Raw genomic sequence first — 17,658 nt, 5'->3', positions numbered from 1 at the left:
GCGATATCATAATTAAAAATAATTTAATTGAGAAGACTAAACTGATAAATGTTGCATTTAGTTAATAGCTGATGATGTGTATGTAAATTGTTCTCATTTATGTTTATAATAATTAAAAATGTTAAGGATGCTGCGCGGTGCTGTTATCAGAGTTAAAGGTCAAGCAAGCTGCTGTTATACAAAAGATTAATCACCTAAATGCTGTGGATGGGCAAGATGATTTAATTGCGAGCCGATTGGAAACTTTAGGATTCTTACCAGGGACCCTTGTAAAGATTATTGCACGAGGCGTTTTTGGTGGCGATCCCATTCTTATTCAGATCGGATTTACACGGTTTGCGCTAAGAAAGTTTGAAGCAGAAAAGATTGAAGTGAATCATGAGGGAGCACCTGTATGAGTGAGGTGCTTCGAGTCGCTTTGGTTGGCAACCCAAACTGTGGTAAAACATCTGTTTTTAATCAGTTAACAGGAACTCGCCAAAAAGTCGGTAATTATGCAGGTGTGACTGTAGAGAAAAAGGTTGGTTTCTTTAATCTACCTTCTGGTCAAGCTGTACGTGTACTGGATTTACCGGGTACCTATAGTTTAGATGCTACAAGTCCAGATGAAGCGGTAACACGTGATGTCTGTTTAGGTAAAATTGAAACTGAAGCAGAACAAGATGCATTTTTGTGTGTTGTTGATGCAACAAATTTGAGTTTACATCTGGGCTTAGTATTAGAAGTCATTGCCTTAGGACGACCTGTTTTAGTCGTTTTAAATATGATGGATGAAGCACGCCGTCGTGGTATTCAAATTAATATTCAAAAACTTTCTGAACGTCTTGGTGTACCTGTTACTGAAACAGTAGCAACAAACGCATCTGGTGTCGCAAACTTAACAAAAGCATTAGATCAAAAACGTTTTAATACACCGAATACAGAGTTAAGTGGTCTGGTTGGAAATCCTCATCAGAAAGCACAACAAATTTTAGATGATGTTATTGTTTTTGCAGATAAAGAAGATAAGCGAACAGCCTTCTTAGATCGTATTTTTCTCCATCCTATTTTAGGATTGGTCAGTCTTGCTTTACTCATGTTTATTGTATTCCAAGCTGTATTTACTTGGGCTGCTCCTTTTATGGATGCCATTGAAGGTGCGTTTAAGTGGTTAGGTGAAGCTGTAGGTAGTGTCATTACTCAGCCAATGCTTCATAGTTTGGTTGCAGATGGGATTATTGCGGGTGCAGGTAGTGTTGTGGTGTTCCTACCTCAAATTCTGATTTTGTTCTTCTTTATTTTGTTGTTAGAAGAAACGGGTTATTTACCTCGTGCAGCTTTTCTACTTGATAAATTGATGTATAAAGCAGGGTTAAGTGGTCGCTCTTTTATTCCGTTGTTGTCTAGTTTTGCCTGTGCTGTACCAGGTATTATGGCCACGAGAAGTATTAATGATCCACGTGATCGTTTAACAACGATCTTAGTTGCGCCACTCATGACTTGTTCTGCCAGACTTCCTGTTTATGCATTACTGATTTCAGCATTTATTCCAAATACGCAAATTTGGGGCTTTTTAAGTTTACAAGGACTTGTATTGTTTGCACTGTATATGGCAGGAATTTTAAGTGCATTGATTGTTGCTTTTATTATTAAGTTATTTCAAAAAGATAAATCTGAATATGCATTGCTGATGGAGCTTCCAAGCTACCGCTTTCCAAATATGAAAAGTATTGGTATTGGTCTACTCGATCGTGGACGTATTTTCTTAAAACGTGTTGGTGGAATTATTTTTGCACTTTCAATTCTCCTTTGGTTTTTAAGTACTTTCCCACAGCCCCCTGAACATGCCACTTTACCTGCAATTGATTATAGCTTCGCAGGACAATTAGGCCATCTGATTCAGCCTTTATTTGCACCAATTGGCTTTAATTGGCAAATTTGTATCGCACTGATTCCTGCAATGGCTGCACGAGAAGTAGTGGTTGCTTCTTTAGGAACGGTCTACGCACTCTCTGGTGCAGATGATGATGCAGTTGCACAAGGTTTAACACATTTAATCAGCTCACCTGACTCAGGTTGGACAATTGCTACTGGATTATCGTTACTGGTTTGGTTTATTTATGCACCACATTGTATCTCTACGCTTGCAACTGTGCGCCGTGAGACTGGCTCATGGAAAATGGTTGCCTTTATGACAATTTATTTGTTTGGACTTGCATATTTTACGGCATTTCTAACTTATCAAATTGCCTCACATTATTTTGGCTAAGAGGAGGCTAAAATGGTTGAAACACTTATCGTTGCTGCATTGGTAATCTGGAGTGCGATTTATACATTTAAGAAGGTTTTTCCAAAATCTGCTTATAAGGTATTTAATCATTTGGCCAATATCTGTGAAAGGCAGGGTTGGCATAAAATTGCAAACTGGATTAGACCTGACATGGTTGCCGGATGTGGTGGTGGCTGTGATTGCAGTAGTTCACCAAGCAAAAGTAAAGTAAAAGTTCCTGAAACTGTTGAAGCAGTAAAATGGAAATAATATTTCTTATAATGAAAAAGCCATCTTAAAGATGGCTTTTTACGTGAATAACACAAAAAAATAGTGATGTTCTTTAATCTATAAAAGCAATCTAAAAAGCAAAGTGCTACCATTCATAAAAGTAAAAGAATGATGCTTGGGGCATAAATGTTAATACAGCGTGGTGGTTTAAAGGTTGTTGTTGGCCTTGGTATATCTGGCGTATCTGCCGTCAATTTTTTAGTAGATGCGGGATATCGTGTCGCTGTAACAGATTCTAGAGAGACGCCTCCTGGATGTGAAAAAATTCCTGCAAATATTGAAAAAGTATTTGGTTCTATTGACGAAGAACTCTTATTACAAGCCGAAGAAATTATTCTTAGTCCAGGTTTACCTTTGGATTTGCCTGAAATTCAGCAAGCCATTACCAAAGGCATTCCAGTGATTAGTGAGATTCAATTGCTTAGACGAGCAACGGATGTACCTGTAGTTGCGATTACAGGCTCAAATGCAAAGAGTACAGTAACTACTTTAATTGGTCAGATGGCGCAGGCTGCTGGAAAAAACGTTGCGGTTGGTGGAAATCTTGGACGTCCAGCGTTAGATTTACTTAAAGATAAACCTGAGTTAATTATTCTGGAGCTCTCAAGTTTTCAACTAGAAACAACATCAAATTTAAATGCTGAAGTTGCTGTTGTATTAAACATGAGTGAAGATCATTTAGATCGTCATGGCAATATGCTGAATTATCATCAAGCAAAACATCGTATTTTTCAGCAAGTGAAGAAGGTGGTTTATAACCGAGATGATGCGCTGACAAGACCACTTATTCCAGATTCAACACCTATACAAAGTTTTGGTTTAAATGCACCAGATATGAATGAATACGGCATTTTAAGAGATACTGATGGCACAATGTGGTTAGCACGTGGCCGTGAACGCTTGTTACGTACAGATCTTATGTATATTCAGGGCATGCATAATATGGCAAATGCATTGGCTTGCCTTGCTTTAGGTGAAGCCATAGGCCTACCTCAAGATAAAATGTTAGATACTTTAAAGACATTTAAAGGCTTAGAGCATCGCTGTGAATATGTGACGACAAAACAAGATGTTCGTTATTACAACGACTCAAAAGGCACAAATGTGGGTGCTACTGTGGCTGCGGTTGAAGGTTTAGGTCAAGCTTTAGCATCAAATACGGCTGGTAAAGTTGCCTTAATTTTAGGTGGTGTAGGCAAGGGACAAGATTTCACTGTGCTTCGCACAGCATTAGAACGTTTTGTGAAGGTGGCTGTGCTTATTGGAGAGGATGCATCTCAAATTTCTCAAGCTATTGATGGAGCAACTGAAGTTGTATTCGCTAAAACATTGCAGGAAGCTGTAGATATTTGCCAAGAGATGACTGTACCAAATGATGTTGTTTTATTGTCGCCAGCATGTGCAAGCTTTGATATGTTTAAAAATTATGGTGACCGAGGGCACCAATTTGTCAAATATGTAGAGACCTTATAAGCATGATTCAAAAAAAAGAACGCTTAGGAGTAAGCCCAAGTACAAAGTTACAAGACCTCTATACACGTATCAGTCATATCCTTCCTAAGGAAATTACCGTAAGAAACATTTTAGTTTTTTGTGTACTGACATTACTTGTGATTGGGACGGTCATGGTGGCTTCGGCATCAATGCCTTATGCTGCAAATGTGCAAAATAATCCGTTCTACTTCTTAGAGCGACATATGATCTCAATTATGATTGCGATGTGTGTTGCTTTTGTCGTTTCAAGATTTGCCTTAGAAAGCTGGTTTAAAAGTATTTTTCTTCTGTGGTTAATTACGATTGCTTTATTATTCGTAACTTTCCTTATTGGTACTGAAGTAAACGGTGCAAGGCGTTGGATTCGTTTAGGTTTCTTTACATTACAGCCGACTGAAGTTGCTAAAATGATTATGGCAATATTTACTGCAGACTATGTCGTACGCCGTGCCAGTGAGGTTAGAGATCGAGGTTGGATGGGACTCATGCGTTTAGCCTTGGTTATGTTCGTTTCTATTGTACTCATTATTCTTGAGCCCGATTTTGGTTCTACGGCCGTAATTGTCATGATGATGGTTGGTGTGTTTTTCCTTGCAGGCGCACCGATTAAACAGTTCCTCGTTATGGGTGGTGTTATTGTATTGGCCTTGGCATCACTGGTTATCTTTGAGCCTTATCGTCTTGAACGCTTAATGTCTTTTTCAAATCCATGGGCTGATCCGCTCGGTGCAGGTTATCAGCTATCGAATGCGCTTATGGCATTTGGGCGTGGCGAGTGGTTTGGTGTAGGACTAGGGCATAGTATGCAAAAAATGTCTTATCTTCCAGAAGCACATACAGACTTTATGTTGGCAATTTTAGGTGAAGAGTTTGGTTTCTTTGGTATTTTTACCATTTTAACACTTGAATTTTTAATGCTCGCATGTTGTGTTCGCATTGGTTATCGTGCACTAAAAAATAACTATCTTCGAGCAGGTTATTTGGCTTATGGCATAAGCTTTATATTTCTCATGCAAATTTTAGTGAATGCGGGTATGAATATGGGGATGTTACCTACCAAAGGTTTAACACTACCTTTTATTAGTTATGGTGGATCATCGCTCATGATGTGTGCAGCAATGATTACACTGGTACTTAAAATTGATGCTTCTACACAAGATGAAAATCCAACCAAAGAGCTTTCGAATTTCTAAAATACACTCAGCGAAAAAAAGCACTTGATCAGAAGTGCTTTTTTTATAGCTAGAAATAGGTACCTGAGAGCATGGTTGTTTGAGGAACATGATGAATTTGCCACTGTTGAACAGCTTGCTTGAGCATATTTGAAGGTCGATCTAGCGCTACATCGGGCTGTTGAAGTGCACTAAAAGCCTGTTGTAAGAGTTTTGATGCATTGGATGGATCGAGTGCTTGAGCCAAATTCTGTTTAGAAAGTTTTTGACCTTGATCATTCATTGCTAGAGGAAGATGTAAATAACGAAGTTGAGGATAGTCAAGTAATTTGCCTAGCCAAATCTGACGGGCAGTATTATCTAAAAGATCTGCACCGCGAACGACATGTGTAATTCCTTGGAGGTAGTCATCCACCACAACGGCAAGTTGATAATTAATGATACCGTCACGGCGTTTTAAAACAAAATCGCCGAGTTCAGTAGCAAGATTAGCGGTTTGCTCACCTTGTAATATATCTATAAAAGTAATGGGATCTTCATTGACTTTGACACGAATTGCCTGATGTTCAAAATCTAAGTGAAGGTTTTTACATGTACCTTGGTATATTGCATTTGATCCGAGCATCTTACGTGTACACTGACAAGCATAGATAGCGTGCTTTTGATGAAGTTGTTCCAATACATCATTGTAGATATCGAGTCGATCTTTTTGAAACAAAATTTGCTCATCAATTTCAAACTCAAATGCTTCTAAACACTGAAGAATATGTGTTTCGCTACCAGGATAAATACGAGGAATGTCTGTATCTTCTATGCGAACCAGCCATTTTCCATGGTTCGATTTTGCTTCGCAATAGCTCGCAACAGCAGTAATGAGAGAGCCAAAATGCAAAGGGCCAGTTGGCGATGGCGCAAACCGACCCCGATAAGGTGTATGTTCTGAGTGTTGATCACTCATGATTTAACCTTTATTTTGTTTTTCTTTAATCTCTGCGAGTGTTTTGCAATCAATACATAATGTTGCAGTTGGTCTTGCTTCTAGACGACGTAAACCGATCTCAACACCGCATGTTTCACAGAAACCATAATCATCATTTTTAATTGCTTCAATTGACTTCTCAATTTTACGAATTAAGCGACGCTCACGGTCACGAGTACGCAGTTCAATCGCGAACTCTTCTTCTTGTGTTGCACGATCATTTACATCAGGAAGTGCTGTAGACTCATCTTGCATCGTGTTTAATGTACGATCAACTTCTGACATTAAGTCAGACTTCCATGCGAGAAGAATTTTTCTGAAGTGCTCTAATTGTGCATCAGACATATACTCTTCATTTTTCTTTGGTTCATACGGTGCAATACCAAAAAGGCTTGCAGTAGAACCGCCACTTGCTGTTTTTGGTTTTGCTTTGCGACCACGTTTGGGTGCTTCACCTTCAACAGCTGTTTGCTCATCTAAGACTTGGTTTAGAGTATCATTTGCCATATAGGGCATTCCTCATCATATACGTCAAAGTTACGTACTCGTTAGGGCGATATGCAAATTTTTATTATTGCCTTTCAAAGCTGTAAAACCAGACTTTTAAGGGCTCGTTATCATAAAGACTTTTTAATGACTTGGATAGTCCTTAAAGCATATTTGATATGAAACCAGTTTTACCGATGAGCTAACTTAATATAATTTCTAAGAAAATAAAAGTTAATAGCCTGAAATATTTTCATTTATTTGGTGTGGGTGTTCATCTAAACGGTGCACTTGAGTCTCAAAATGACCGTTATCGTGTAAATAAAGACAGCGATAACCAGGTTCAATGGTGTCTAAAGCAAAATCTTTACTTTTTGGCTTAAATTGTATGCTTGTTGAAGGGACAGAAAGAAAGCGAATCTGATGAAGTGTAACATCAGTTTCTTGATGAACATGGCCGTTAATTACACCTTTCACCTGAGGATAATTTTTGAGTATCTCAATGAGTTCATTACCATTTTTTAAGCAATGCTCGTCAATCCATTCCGATTTCATGGGTACAGGATGATGGTGACAGCCTATTATTGTATGAAGGTTTGAATGTGTTTGAAGCAGTTCTTCAAGTGTTTGAAGCTGATGTTTGTCAATATATCCATCAATTCGGCCAGAAACAGCGCTATTTAATAAAATAATACACCACTGGTCTAAATGAATGAAAGAAATTGGTTGATTCTGTGGATACGGGAAAATTTCTAAATCATCATGATTACCTGGGGTTTGATAGAAAGGAATATTTAAACTTTCCATATAACTGAGGTAACGACTATACGTTTGGGGTTTGGCAACCTGTGCAATATCTCCTGTATGAATGATCATATCAATTTTATGATTTTGTTCTAATATATCATTCATCACTTGATGAAAAGAAAGCTCAGGATCTATTTTAACGAACTGCTCATCGCATGAATCCATTAAATGTGTATCGCTAATTTGGATAATCGTTTTCATAGAAGATACATTCTCATACAGAGGAGCAGTTAGTTTTGAAGTGCCTGAATATGTTGTTTGAGCCATTGAAGTGCAATAATTACAGGTGCATTTCTTAATTGTTCGTTTAGAAATAAATCTTGAATTTGTGAATAATCAAATAAGTGAAGTTTGATATTTTCACCCTCTTCGGCCAAGCCAAAGATACTGCCACTTTCAGGAAAATCTGCTTGTGCTGTGTATAAGTAGAGTAACTCATCACATGAACCTGCTGAAGGATAAAACGTAAAGAGATGTTCTAAGTCATAGAGTTTACAGCCAGCTTCCTCAATACTTTCTCTGTAAATACACTCTTCAGGCGATTCGTCCCCATCTAATACACCAGCAATAATTTCAAGATGCCAAGGCGTTCTTGTATCCTCTATTGCCCCAATGCGAAACTGTTCAATTAATGCAAAACGTTTTTGTTCATCATTATAGATCAGAACACCAGCAGCCTTTTTACGATGTATTAACTCTCGCTCCACCACCTTAGAAAATTTATCTTGATTAAATAATCGGTACTGGATCGATACTTTTTCTAGTTTTACAAAACCCTGATATATTGATTCTCTTGAGAGAACTTTTATATCCTTTTGTGTATATTGTTCTTTCTTCATCAATATGATCAACTTATATAAAAGCTATGTGTCGTTATGCTAACCGAGATATATCGGAGAGGAAATGCTTATTTTTTATAGAAATGTGAAGCAAAAATAAATAGATAATTTTAATGTGCGTTATTTCACTATTTTTTTATAAATTTTCTGTAAATGCTAAGGAAATAATAGCACAATATACACACAACCTATACAAAGTAGATTGTGTGTTATTTGAACTAATTACGTTTGAGCTTACGCCTGTGTTGCTAGATTTCTCACATTTTGAGATATTTTCATAGAACAAAACTTAGGTCCACACATAGAACAAAAGTGAGCAGATTTATGTGCTTCTTTTGGCATGGTTTCGTCATGCATTTCACGTGCTGTATCAGGGTCTAAGCTTAAATTAAATTGATCTTCCCAACGGAATTCGAAGCGTGCTTTTGAAAGTGCGTTGTCTCTTACTTGTGCGCCCGGATGACCCTTGGCAAGATCGGCAGCATGGGCAGCGATTTTATAAGTAATAATGCCATCTTTGACATCTTTTTTGTTTGGCAAGCCTAAATGCTCTTTTGGCGTAACGTAACAGAGCATTGCTGTACCATACCAACCGATCATAGCAGCACCAATGGCAGAGGTAATGTGGTCATAACCTGGGGCAATATCTGTGGTTAGTGGGCCAAGTGTATAAAAAGGTGCTTCTTTGCATACTTCAAGTTGCAGATCCATATTTTCTTTAATCATGTGCATAGGTACATGACCCGGGCCTTCAATCATGACTTGAACATCATGTTCCCATGCTTTATGGGTCAGCTCGCCAAGTGTACGCAATTCATTAAATTGTGCTTCATCGTTGGCATCTTGTAGACAGCCTGGGCGTAATCCATCGCCTAAACTAAAGCAGACATCGTAGGCTTTCATAATTTCACAGATGTCATCAAAATGTGTATACAAGAAGTTTTCTTTTTGGTGTGCTAAGCACCACTGTGCCATAATCGAACCACCACGAGAAACAATGCCTGTAAGGCGGTTTGCAGTGAGTGGCACATAGTCACGCAGTACACCTGCATGTATTGTAAAATAGTCTACACCTTGTTCAGCTTGCTCAATTAGCGTATCTCTAAAGATCTCCCAATTGAGGTCTTCTGCTATACCATTTACTTTTTCTAAGGCTTGATAAATAGGTACTGTTCCAATAGGTACGGGAGAATTACGAATAATCCATTCTCGAGTTTCATGAATATTTTGGCCTGTAGATAAGTCCATAATGGTATCGGCACCCCAACGCGTTGCCCACGTCATCTTGGCAACTTCTTCATCAATAGAAGAGCCTAGCGCCGAATTACCAATATTGGCATTAATTTTCACGAGGAAATTTCGACCAATGATCATGGGTTCAGATTCAGGATGGTTAATATTTGCAGGAATAATCGCACGACCTTCAGCAATTTCTTGACGCACAAACTCGGGTGTAATTTCTGTCAGATTCTTTGCACCAAAATTTTGACCTTGATGTTGTCGTGAGTCGACAGACTCATGCTGTTTTTGATTTTCACGAATCGCAACAAATTCCATTTCAGGGGTAATGATGCCTTGTTTGGCGTAATGCATTTGTGTGACATTTTTGGATTTTTTTGCACGACGTGGGTTTTGAATATGTGCAAAACGAATATTGGCTGTACGAATATCTTTTGCACGCTGTTGTCCAAAGGTTGAACTTAGATGTGGTAGCTCCTCTGAGTCTTTACGTGCTTCAATCCAATCTTTACGTAAGGTGGGTAAACCTCGATTTAAATCAATATTTATATTTGGGTCGGTATAAACCCCAGATGTGTCATAAACTAAAATGGCATGATTTTCTTCACCACCTAGTCCCTCGGGTGTATTAGAAAGTCTAATTTGTCGCATGGGTACGCGAATACTAGGGTGAGAGCCTGAAATATATACTTTGCTGGATGCAGGTAGAATACGAGTTAAATCCTTTGCATCTTGCTCATGTTGCTTTGAGTTATTAGATAGATTCGTTAATTGGTTCATTGCCATGATCCTTGTGAAAAATCAACGAATCAAGCTCAACCAAAAACGGTGACGGATGTATCCTAATAAAAGAATAAATAGGGCATAAGTTTGAGGTGGCTTGATTCCTACGCAGGTATTAACCTGATCAGGTTCAACGGTACTCACCTTTAAGTTAAACTTAGGTGATCTCAGCGAGTCATTACTCGCGCTCCGTCAAGCGGTGTTCAAAGACTAGCACGTTTTAAAGAGTTGGGTAAATTTAAAACTCTTGTTTTGTCGCAAAGCTACTTGAAATATTTCCTAGATGGGTTACACAAATAGAATCACTGAAACAATCTCGATTAATGTGTGTGCTATCAAAACTTAATGGATCATATAGACCAATATATTGATCTAACTGTTTCATGTCTTTAATGGTTTCAGCACGCTTAGAGCGTTGTTCTACAGGGCTGAGCTCTATTGGAAACTTTGCATCACGCGTTGCTATAGGAATTTCAATGAATTTTAAGAATTTTACTGCACGCTCTGAGAGCTGAGAATGTCCATTTGCTGCAAGGCCTTTAATTTCTTGTAATGCTTCAGGATGAATATTTTCTTCTCCCTCATAATTGGTTGAAATAGGCATATTCGGCAAACCATGAAATAAAAAGCGTGTATAGGCAAACTTAAGGCGCTGAGCATCTTCAAAAAAGATACTATTTGGATAAGAAATGGTATAGCTTTCCCAAAATTGTGCACGATCTGCAATTTCTTGCCATGTTAAATTAAAGGTATTATTTGAAATTACTGGTTGTCTATTTTGTTTTGCTAAATTAATAATAAACATTTGTTCTGCAGCAGGTAAAAAGGGTGCAAAAATATCTTTTAAGTAGTCAGGTTGTCTGCGATATTTCGTTAAGTTATTTCCTGCATCGTATAACTCATAATATGCAGCATTACTTTGATGTTCTATAAGATATTGATCTCGCTTAGAAAAACGAGATTCATAGCTCTGTTGTAAGGTTGGGTAACTACTTGTATTTATTGCATATTGCTCAAAATACTGTTGTTGATCTGGTGTTCGGTCTACAAATAAAAAGCGCTGATACATGGCTGTCGTGGCATAAATGAGTAAGGTACGATCATTCATACTAAATTGAGGTAAACATTGTTTAAGACGAAAGTTAACTTCTTTTAGTGCTTCCACTGTACTTCGATTGTCAATATGCTGTATATCTTGTCTTAAGTAGGTGCATGGACTTTGTATCGATGAAGTTTTATGATCTTGCCGCTCTTTAGGGTAGGATGGGTGACTTTCTTGTTGGCAACCACTGAGTAATGAACAAACTATCATGAATATGAAGACAAGTCTTTCTCTCATATAGTTGTAACCTGCATAGTAATCCTTATCTAAATCTCGATTTTTATCTGTAGAATCTACAGGTCGATCTAGATAATATTATGTATTTTTTCAGCCGAGAAAACTGTAAATGAATACAGCCTTTTAGTAAAAGAATTGAAAAATATAAAATTACTTTAACAATTCTATGAGAGAATTATTTTCACATAACATAACAATTGTAACAATAAACAATTTGAATTATTTATAAATGTATAAATAATGGATAAGCATGTTTTGTAATTGTGATGTTTGTCATTAAATATTAAGTTTAGTGTGTTGTACTTAATGTGTTTTAATTTTTTTTGGAGATACCCCTCTTGAGTGTAAAAAATCCAATGCTGGCACATCACATTTCTTCTCAGTTTAATGAGGAGTTACAAGAAGCAAATGCAAAATTTATGTCTATGGGGGGACTCATTGAACAGCAAGTTACTGATGCAATGCATTCATTGTTAGACAATGATATTGCTTTAGCGATAGATGTTCAGTACACAGAGACAACAGTAAATCGTTTAGAGCGAGAGATTGATGAGTGCTTAACTATTATTCTTGCACGTCGTCATCCTGCTGCAATTGATTTACGTATGGTTATTGCCATGAGTAAAGCCAATACTGATTTAGAGCGTATTGGAGATGAAGCAAATAAGATTGCAACGATTTCACAAAGTTTGAGTGAAGAAAGAAGTAATTCTTATGGCTTTATGGAAGCACGTCATATTGGAAATCAAGTTCGTGTGATGATTCATGAAGCATTAGATGCGTTCGCTAGATTAGATACCGAGCAGGCGCTGAAAGTATTACGTGCAGATGTAGATACCGATCGTGAATATCAAGCAGCAACGCGTACACTTATGACTTATATGATTGAAGATGCACGTCAGATATCTCGTGTTTTAAATGTGCTTTGGGTACTACGTTCATTAGAGCGTATAGGGGATCATGCACGTAATATTGCTGAACAGGTAATTTACATTGTGAAAGGATTAGATGTTCGTCATGCGAGCATGGATGAGATTGAGAAGAAAGTACATGATGATTAGATACGAAAGCGAAAGATAAAAAAAATCCCAAACCTTGGGGGAGATTTGGGACCAATAACTTACATATTTGTTATGTTACGAGAGTTAGTGTCTCTCTATGTGATAAATCATATGAAAAATACAGGAATCTGTCTTTAAGCTTCTTGTAAGGATATGTGTTTTTATAAGCGTTGTTTGTAATAGTATGTAATTATCATTAAATGAGAAAAATAGGGAGAAATATCTAACTCCCTATTTTTTATATACAAATTATTCTGGTTTCCAACCTTCAGCTTTTTCTATAGTTTCATCATTTGAAAAAAACTTTTCTCTTTGCTCTTCTAGAAATTTTTTTGATTCGGGTTCAAACACATTTAAACGCTTCTCATTAATGAGGGTGGTTTGATGTTGAAGCCATTCTTGCCATGCTTGTTTAGAAATATTTTCGAAAAAGAACTCGCCTTTTACTCCTGGAAAGGGAGCAAAATCGAGCCCATCCATTTCTTTTTGATACTTCTGGCAAAAAACTTGACGTGCCATTTTAAACCCTCTTATTTCGTTGCGTATAAAGCTTCAATGCGTGTATGTGCACGTGTGATAGCTGCTTCTACTTGTTTTGGCGCTGTGCCACCAATATGGTCACGTGCACTTACAGATGCTTCTAAAGTGAGTGCTTTATCGAAAACATCTGCTTCAATAAGTGAAGAGAACTGTTGTAATTGTTCGAGACTGAGCTCAGACAAGTCCTTATCTTCTTCAACTGCAAGTGCAACAGTTTTACCCACAATTTCGTGTGAATCACGGAAAGGTACACCTTTTTTCACTAAGTAGTCTGCAAGATCTGTTGCAGTAGAAAAACCACGAAGTGCAGCTTCACGCATAGATTCGATATTCGGTATTAATGCTGGAATCATATCTGCAAATGACATGAGGCAACCACGAACAGTATCAATAGCATCAAATAACGGTTCTTTGTCTTCTTGGTTATCTTTGTTATAAGCCAATGGTTGACCTTTCATAAGTGTAAGTAAGCTAATTAAATCTCCAAATACACGACCAGACTTACCACGAACCAATTCAGGAACATCTGGGTTTTTCTTTTGAGGCATAATTGAAGAGCCTGTACAGAAACGATCTGGAATTTGAACAAATTTAAATTGTGCGGATGTCCAAAGGATTAATTCTTCTGACATACGTGACAAGTGCATCATAATTAAAGATGCAGCAGCATTAAACTCAATAGCAAAATCGCGATCAGAAACAGCATCAAGTGAATTTTCTGATACCTCATCAAAGCCTAGTAATTCAGCAGTATAAGCGCGATCGATTGGGTAAGTTGTCCCTGCAAGCGCAGCAGAACCTAAAGGCATACGGTTTACACGTTTACGACAGTCTTGTAAGCGTTCGGTATCACGTACTAACATCTCGAACCAAGCCATTAAATGATGACTAAAAGTGACTGGTTGAGCTGTTTGTAAATGAGTAAAGCCAGGCATAATTGTATGTGTATGTTTTGATGCGAGCGTTAATATACCTAGCTGTAGACGTTTCAGTGTACTTAAAACAGCATCGATTTCGTCGCGTAAGTATAGACGAATATCTGTGGCAACTTGGTCATTACGGCTACGTCCTGTATGTAGTTTTTTACCTGTAATACCAATGAGCTGTGTTAGGCGAGATTCGATATTCATATGAACATCTTCAAGGTCTATGCGCCACTCAAACTTTCCAGACTCAATCTCTGTTTGAATATTTGTTAAACCGTGAATAATTTCGTCACGTTCTTGGTCTGTGAGTACGCCAACTTTTGCAAGCATCGTTGCATGTGCAATTGAACCAGCAATATCTTGCTTGTAAAAACGTTGGTCAAATTGAACAGATGCTGTAAATTCTGCAACAAAAGCGTCTGTCGCTTCAGAAAAGCGTCCGCCCCACATACCAGAAGTTTGAGATAAAGGTGTGCTTGAATGATTTGAAGATGTACTCATAGTCGCTCTATTACAATAGTTGATAGACTTATTTTAAGGCTCTTTCCTATATAAATATAGGTTTATAGTTATTTATCTCATATATAGGATAAAGACTCTAGTGAAGCTTTGCATAGATAAATACTAATAACTTGGTAATACAGCTTAAATTCAGCATAAAATAATAATTAGAAATTATTTTTGCCACTTGGCTGTTGCTGGCTTTTTGGAAGAAAATTTGTTGGACGATTTCTGTTATTAATATATTGTTCTTAAAATGAATTATTTTATGATTTGTTCATTCGATACTTGTTATAGATAAAACTTGAGTGATTCAACTTGCTTTTTTTTTGAATCGCGTTAAGTTTAGGCTTAAATTTAAATTGTTACTGGTAGCTCATGAAAACATTAAGAATTGCGACACGTCAAAGTCCATTGGCTTTATGGCAAGCAGAACATATTAAAGCAAGATTAGAAAAATTACATACAGCATTAAAAGTGGAGTTAGTCACCTTTGTAACGCAAGGCGATAAAATTTTAGATACTCCTCTTGCTAAAATTGGTGGTAAAGGATTATTTGTAAAGGAGTTAGAGCAGGCATTATTTGATGGTCGTGCTGACCTTGCTGTACATTCTATTAAAGATGTACCTATGCAATTGCCTGATGGTCTCGATTTACCCGTAATTTGTGAAAGAGAAGATCCGTTCGATGCATTTGTATCAAATCACTATGAGAGCTTTGATCAATTACCTCAAAGTGCAGTCGTTGGTACATCAAGCTTACGCCGTAAGTGTCAAATTTTGAATCATCGTCCAGACCTAGTAATTAAAGATCTAAGAGGCAATGTTGGTACAAGATTATCTAAGTTAGACAGTGGTCTATATGATGGGATTATCTTAGCCAGTGCAGGATTAAAGCGTTTAGAATTACATGAGCGTATTCGTCATGGTCTTGATCCTATTGTGAGTTTACCTGCGGTAGGTCAGGGAGCACTTGGTTTAGAGTGTAGAGTAAACGATCAAGATGTACTTGCATTAATTGAACCTTTAAAACATTTTGAAACGGAAGTATGTGTACGTGCAGAGCGTGCTTTCAATGCATATTTAGAGGGAGGTTGTCAGATTCCTATAGCAGGCTATGCAACTTTACTAAATGGGCAAGTTTCAATGGAAGGTAGAGTGGGAAGTGTAGATGGTAAAACGCTACTAAAGGCAAAGATACAAGGTAATCCTGAGCACGCAATTGAAATTGGTCAGCAATTGGCAAAAGATTTGCTTGCACTGGGTGCAGGGCCATTACTAAAAGATCTTCATTTATAATTTAATGTTATTTATTAATACACGACCTGTTGAAAGGGCAGAGCCACTGACCAAGGGTATAAAGCACTTTGGTATAGAAGTACTTGAGCTTCCACTATTGGCATTGAAGCCAATAGATCTCTCTTTGGTGCTATCTGAACAGTTTGAGATAATGTCTACTCAAGCGCAGGTCGTAGTTGTTGTGAGTCCTACAGCAGCAAATATTGGATTAAAATACTTAGAACAATTAGGCTATGAATTTAATGACCTAAATAAACTACATTGGATTGCTGTAGGAGAGAAAACTGCAGAAGTGTTTCATCAAATAGGATTACAAGTACATGTGCCAGATGTAGAGACGTCTGAAGGCATGTTGGCACTTCCTATACTTAAAGAATTAGAGATAAATTGCATTGCTTTTTGGCGAGGTGAAGGTGGACGTCAGTTTATGATGGATCATCTGGCACAGAAAAATATTCATATTCTTAATATGATTTTATATGAAAGAGGTCTTCCTCAGAGTACAGTTACGAGTTCTCAACATGTTGCTGAAATATTAAAACAGTATCATGAAAAAATTTATGTTTGTATAAGTAGCGAGGCAAGTTGGCATTACTGGCTTAATTTATTCAGCAAAGACATAAACATACTATATAAATGTCATTATCTGGTGTTGGGTGCAAGGGTTTATACAATTGTTGCTAAAAGTATTGCTCTGCCTAATATATCTTTAATTTCAAGTTTAAAAGCAGATGAGTTAGGTCGTCTTATGATGTACCCACAGCAGGAAAAGTAATGAATAAATGGTGTCTGGGGCTTTTGGTGGTAAGTTTTTTATGGATATCTAAATTAACCTACGATCAGCAACAGTATGTTCAAGCGATTGATGGTCTGAGATCTCAGGTTACCCGAACAGAGCAATCAATTAATCATGTCAATGATCAAATGGTCGCTGCTCAAAGAATACCGCAAGTGGTAGGGGATGATCATAAAAATAAACCAATAGTCACGACAACAAAAGAAAAGATAAATGAACATGGCACGAGTTCATCTGAAAGTCATCAATCTTTAATTAACCCTATTTTACCTATTCAGCAAGCATTAGAATTGGTTCAATTTGCTTTAAATCAACAACAACGTACTTATGCACTTGAGCATTTACAACAGCTTATACAAAGCCTAGATCGCTATAATATTTCTCCAGCTTTAAAACAAAGCTTGTATACATCTTTAATGACAGATCAACAGCAAATTGAAGCCTTTGATCGTCATCAGCAAGCACAATTAAATTATGCCAATAAATTACTTTCACAGGTCGATCAAGAGCTTTTAGAATTGTTAGACAAAGGTGTGGAAAGTTATCAACCTCCACAGCAAAAAAGTTTTGTAGAAAAACTTATATCCATACAGCCTTTGAATCAGATGAGTACTGATTTAGTCAGCCAAAGGTTGGTTGTAAAAGAAATTCAATTAAGATTGCTTCTTGCAAATCAACAATTGAATATGGGGCAGTATGATGATTATACCACCAGTATTGATGAAGTTTTGTTGCTTATGAAACAGGCACCGCGTTTTAATCAGGATACTCTGCGTGAACAGTTAGAAATTGCGAAGAAAATTTCTTTTGATACTACGCCAAAACTACATACACCCACATTATTGAATTAGGATAACA

General features: G+C 37.3%; 16 protein-coding genes, 1 pseudogene and 1 riboswitch. Of the genes and pseudogenes, 9 read left to right on the top strand and 8 right to left on the bottom strand.

The window, feature by feature from the left end; genetic code table 11:
* The first annotated feature begins 137 nt into the window (after window positions 1-137).
* The 5 genes from OZX61_RS11020 to ftsW all read left to right on the top strand — a co-directional run bounded on the left by OZX61_RS11020 (window position 138) and on the right by ftsW (window position 5,226).
* Window positions 138-398: a FeoA family protein gene (locus OZX61_RS11020; protein WP_195771564.1), complete on the top strand. Its 261-nt coding sequence runs from the start codon at window positions 138-140 to the stop codon at window positions 396-398.
* On the top strand, window positions 395-2,248 hold the full coding sequence (gene feoB, locus OZX61_RS11015) for a ferrous iron transport protein B (RefSeq protein ID WP_277094800.1): 1,854 nt from the start codon (window positions 395-397) through the stop codon (window positions 2,246-2,248). The genes OZX61_RS11020 and feoB overlap by 4 nt, the downstream gene beginning before the upstream one ends.
* 12 nt (window positions 2,249-2,260) lie before the next feature.
* A complete protein-coding gene (locus OZX61_RS11010; protein WP_277094799.1) occupies window positions 2,261-2,518 on the top strand; it encodes a DUF6587 family protein in 258 nt (85 codons plus the stop codon).
* A 147-nt stretch (window positions 2,519-2,665) separates the two neighbouring features.
* Window positions 2,666-4,012 carry a UDP-N-acetylmuramoyl-L-alanine--D-glutamate ligase gene (gene murD, locus OZX61_RS11005; RefSeq protein WP_277094798.1) on the top strand — a complete coding sequence of 449 codons (1,347 nt, stop codon included), beginning with the start codon at window positions 2,666-2,668 and terminating at the stop codon, window positions 4,010-4,012.
* Window positions 4,013-4,014: 2 nt separating this feature from the next.
* The gene (gene ftsW / locus OZX61_RS11000; RefSeq protein ID WP_195771568.1) at window positions 4,015-5,226 is read left to right on the top strand and encodes a putative lipid II flippase FtsW; all 1,212 of its coding nucleotides are present in this window, start codon (window positions 4,015-4,017) and stop codon (window positions 5,224-5,226) included.
* Between the two features lie 49 nt (window positions 5,227-5,275).
* Here ftsW and gluQRS read toward each other — a convergent pair whose 3' ends face one another.
* From gluQRS to OZX61_RS10970, 6 genes and pseudogenes are all read right to left on the bottom strand, one after another.
* Complete coding sequence (gluQRS, locus tag OZX61_RS10995; RefSeq protein ID WP_277094797.1) at window positions 5,276-6,163, bottom strand: tRNA glutamyl-Q(34) synthetase GluQRS; 888 nt, start codon at window positions 6,161-6,163, stop codon at window positions 5,276-5,278.
* 3 nt (window positions 6,164-6,166) lie between these two features.
* Complete coding sequence (dksA, locus tag OZX61_RS10990; RefSeq protein ID WP_277094796.1) at window positions 6,167-6,691, bottom strand: RNA polymerase-binding protein DksA; 525 nt, start codon at window positions 6,689-6,691, stop codon at window positions 6,167-6,169.
* 213 nt (window positions 6,692-6,904) lie between these two features.
* Window positions 6,905-7,678, bottom strand: a complete 774-nt coding sequence (gene cpdA / locus OZX61_RS10985) for a 3',5'-cyclic-AMP phosphodiesterase (RefSeq protein ID WP_195771571.1) — start codon at window positions 7,676-7,678, stop codon at window positions 6,905-6,907.
* A gap of 29 nt (window positions 7,679-7,707) precedes the next feature.
* Window positions 7,708-8,325 carry an NUDIX domain-containing protein gene (locus OZX61_RS10980; RefSeq protein WP_277095661.1) on the bottom strand — a complete coding sequence of 206 codons (618 nt, stop codon included), beginning with the start codon at window positions 8,323-8,325 and terminating at the stop codon, window positions 7,708-7,710.
* A 243-nt stretch (window positions 8,326-8,568) separates the two neighbouring features.
* A pseudogene (thiC, locus tag OZX61_RS10975) lies at window positions 8,569-10,335 on the bottom strand (phosphomethylpyrimidine synthase ThiC); the annotation flags it as partial.
* 87 nt (window positions 10,336-10,422) lie between these two features.
* Window positions 10,423-10,540: riboswitch (TPP riboswitch) on the bottom strand.
* A 36-nt stretch (window positions 10,541-10,576) separates the two neighbouring features.
* A complete protein-coding gene (locus tag OZX61_RS10970; RefSeq protein WP_277094795.1) occupies window positions 10,577-11,650 on the bottom strand; it encodes a hypothetical protein in 1,074 nt (357 codons plus the stop codon).
* A gap of 365 nt (window positions 11,651-12,015) precedes the next feature.
* Between OZX61_RS10970 and phoU the strand changes: the two genes are divergently transcribed.
* Window positions 12,016-12,738, top strand: coding sequence for a phosphate signaling complex protein PhoU (gene phoU, locus OZX61_RS10965; protein WP_195771574.1), 723 nt, complete (start codon window positions 12,016-12,018; stop codon window positions 12,736-12,738).
* Between the two features lie 249 nt (window positions 12,739-12,987).
* Here phoU and OZX61_RS10960 read toward each other — a convergent pair whose 3' ends face one another.
* Both OZX61_RS10960 and argH read right to left on the bottom strand, forming a co-directional pair.
* Window positions 12,988-13,257, bottom strand: a complete 270-nt coding sequence (locus OZX61_RS10960; protein ID WP_277094794.1) for an oxidative damage protection protein — start codon at window positions 13,255-13,257, stop codon at window positions 12,988-12,990.
* 11 nt (window positions 13,258-13,268) lie between these two features.
* Entirely contained in the window at window positions 13,269-14,705 is a 1,437-nt protein-coding gene (argH, locus tag OZX61_RS10955; RefSeq protein WP_277094793.1) for an argininosuccinate lyase, read from the bottom strand.
* 378 nt (window positions 14,706-15,083) lie between these two features.
* Between argH and hemC the strand changes: the two genes are divergently transcribed.
* From hemC to OZX61_RS10940, 3 genes are read left to right on the top strand one after another with little or no spacing between them, the layout of a single operon-like run.
* Window positions 15,084-16,004, top strand: a complete 921-nt coding sequence (gene hemC, locus OZX61_RS10950) for a hydroxymethylbilane synthase (RefSeq protein WP_277094792.1) — start codon at window positions 15,084-15,086, stop codon at window positions 16,002-16,004.
* A 4-nt stretch (window positions 16,005-16,008) separates the two neighbouring features.
* Window positions 16,009-16,779 carry a uroporphyrinogen-III synthase gene (locus tag OZX61_RS10945; protein ID WP_277094791.1) on the top strand — a complete coding sequence of 257 codons (771 nt, stop codon included), beginning with the start codon at window positions 16,009-16,011 and terminating at the stop codon, window positions 16,777-16,779.
* A complete protein-coding gene (locus tag OZX61_RS10940; protein WP_195771579.1) occupies window positions 16,779-17,651 on the top strand; it encodes a hypothetical protein in 873 nt (290 codons plus the stop codon). Before OZX61_RS10945 ends, OZX61_RS10940 begins: the two co-directional genes overlap by 1 nt.
* The last annotated feature ends 7 nt before the right edge of the window (window positions 17,652-17,658 follow it).

The sequence above is a fragment of the Acinetobacter sp. ESL0695 genome, from assembly GCF_029392135.1.
Taxonomy (GTDB): Bacteria; Pseudomonadota; Gammaproteobacteria; order Pseudomonadales; family Moraxellaceae; genus Acinetobacter; species Acinetobacter pollinis.
The sequence above is the reverse complement of the archived record's forward strand: the minus strand, read 5'-3'. Positions and strand labels throughout refer to the sequence as shown.

Excerpts from the sequence above, each read along its gene's own strand:
- OZX61_RS10940 (WP_195771579.1), top strand. The coding sequence starts at position 16,779 with ATGAATAAATGGTGTCTGGGGCTTTTGGTGGTAAGTTTTTTATGGATA.
- ftsW (WP_195771568.1), top strand. The coding sequence starts at position 4,015 with ATGATTCAAAAAAAAGAACGCTTAGGAGTAAGCCCAAGTACAAAGTTA.
- OZX61_RS10960 (WP_277094794.1), bottom strand. The coding sequence starts at position 13,257 with ATGGCACGTCAAGTTTTTTGCCAGAAGTATCAAAAAGAAATGGATGGG.
- dksA (WP_277094796.1), bottom strand. The coding sequence starts at position 6,691 with ATGGCAAATGATACTCTAAACCAAGTCTTAGATGAGCAAACAGCTGTT.
- OZX61_RS11010 (WP_277094799.1), top strand. The coding sequence starts at position 2,261 with ATGGTTGAAACACTTATCGTTGCTGCATTGGTAATCTGGAGTGCGATT.
- OZX61_RS10945 (WP_277094791.1), top strand. The coding sequence starts at position 16,009 with ATGTTATTTATTAATACACGACCTGTTGAAAGGGCAGAGCCACTGACC.
- murD (WP_277094798.1), top strand. The coding sequence starts at position 2,666 with ATGTTAATACAGCGTGGTGGTTTAAAGGTTGTTGTTGGCCTTGGTATA.
- hemC (WP_277094792.1), top strand. The coding sequence starts at position 15,084 with ATGAAAACATTAAGAATTGCGACACGTCAAAGTCCATTGGCTTTATGG.
- feoB (WP_277094800.1), top strand. The coding sequence starts at position 395 with ATGAGTGAGGTGCTTCGAGTCGCTTTGGTTGGCAACCCAAACTGTGGT.
- OZX61_RS10970 (WP_277094795.1), bottom strand. The coding sequence starts at position 11,650 with ATGATAGTTTGTTCATTACTCAGTGGTTGCCAACAAGAAAGTCACCCA.
- gluQRS (WP_277094797.1), bottom strand. The coding sequence starts at position 6,163 with ATGAGTGATCAACACTCAGAACATACACCTTATCGGGGTCGGTTTGCG.
- argH (WP_277094793.1), bottom strand. The coding sequence starts at position 14,705 with ATGAGTACATCTTCAAATCATTCAAGCACACCTTTATCTCAAACTTCT.
- cpdA (WP_195771571.1), bottom strand. The coding sequence starts at position 7,678 with ATGAAAACGATTATCCAAATTAGCGATACACATTTAATGGATTCATGC.